3 protein-coding genes are annotated in these 1,341 nt (G+C 40.9%); all 3 read left to right on the top strand.

The window, feature by feature from the left end; translation table 11 throughout:
- The first annotated feature begins 55 nt into the window (after nucleotides 1–55).
- A complete protein-coding gene (rpsR, locus tag AC3LHT_RS06685) occupies nucleotides 56–283 on the top strand; it encodes a 30S ribosomal protein S18 (protein WP_290645378.1) in 228 nt (75 codons plus the stop codon).
- A 46-nt stretch (nucleotides 284–329) separates the two neighbouring features.
- Nucleotides 330–785: a 50S ribosomal protein L9 gene (gene rplI, locus AC3LHT_RS06680; protein WP_488662355.1), complete on the top strand. Its 456-nt coding sequence runs from the start codon at nucleotides 330–332 to the stop codon at nucleotides 783–785.
- Between the two features lies 1 nt (nucleotide 786).
- The coding region (locus AC3LHT_RS06675) for an MBL fold metallo-hydrolase (RefSeq protein WP_488662354.1) at nucleotides 787–1,341 on the top strand (555 nt) is incomplete at its 3' end.

Below are 1,341 nucleotides of genomic sequence, written 5' to 3'. Positions count from 1 at the left end.
ACTGATACCAATGGTGATGATATCCCATTTTAATCAGAAACGAGGAGGAATGAATATGAGAGAAAGAAGAAAAAGAAGGACAAAAAAGAAGTGCAGGCTTTGCGGAATGAAGGTTAACTACATTGACTATAAAAACACTTCCCTCTTGAGAGATTTCATGACAGACAAGGGAAAGATCATTCCCAAGAGAATAACTGGAAATTGTGCCAAACACCAGAGAATGGTCAAGACCGCAATAAAGCGCGCAAGACACATGGCACTGCTTCCATTTACCAAGGAATAAAAAAGGGGAGGCCAAAAGCCTCCCTTTTTTAACTGGAGGTGAAAGAGTGAAAGTCATTCTTCTAAAAGACATTCCAAAACTTGGGAAAAAGGGTGAACTGAAAGAGGTTTCGAATGGTTATGGAAGGAATTTTCTTATTCCAAGGGGATTGGCTGTTGAAGCCACATCAAGTGAATTAGCCAAACTCCGTGCCCAACGTGAACAAAGAGAGAAACGTGAAGAGATGATTCGAAGAAAAAGTGAAGAATTGCTAAAGAAAATCGTCCAAAAGCATTTTAGACTGAAAGCTAAAGCAGGGTCTTCAGGAAAGCTCTTTGGCGCCATAACCAGTAAAGACATTGCTGAACTGATCTCAAAAGAATTGAAGATTGAGTTTGACAAGAAGCACATTATACTCAGCGATAACATAAAAAAGTTGGGTGAATACGAAATTGAACTAAAACTTCCTGGAAATGTGAGGGGAAAGATCAAACTCTCAATAGAAGGGTCGGAGGAGGAATAACTTGGAGTTTAAAATATATTCCAAGGCGCTTTATTCAACGTGGATTCTCTTTCGGCCAGAGCGCTTGCTTTTTGATGCCGGCGAGAGTGTCTCAAGCGTTTTGGGGAATAGTGTTTATGCAATAAGGGACGTAATTCTCACCCACGGACATGTAGATCATATAGCCGGTTTATGGGGGTTGATAAACACCAGAAATGTGGCGATGGGGGATAGAAAGAAGCCTCTTCGGATAATTTTTCCGCGTGGCAACAGAGCAATAAAGGCATATCTGGACTTTATCATCGGCATGAACCCGCGATTGAGATATGAAATCGTCTTATATCCCGTAGATCCAGGAGAGAAATTATTTTTGAGAACCGCAGGAAATTTCAAGCGCTGGCTGGTCCCATTTCGAGTTAAGCATACCCCTGGGGAAATCAGCTATGGATATCATATAATCGAAGAGAGAAAGAAACTCAAAGCTGAATTTAGGAGTCTAAGCTCTGAAGCTATAGTTGCTTTAGTAAAAAAGCACGGCCGGGAGTATATCACCGAGAATTTCACTAAGAAAATACTA

It is taken from the genome of Kosmotoga sp., from assembly GCF_982836095.1.
This window is presented reverse-complemented; position numbering and strand designations above follow the sequence as displayed.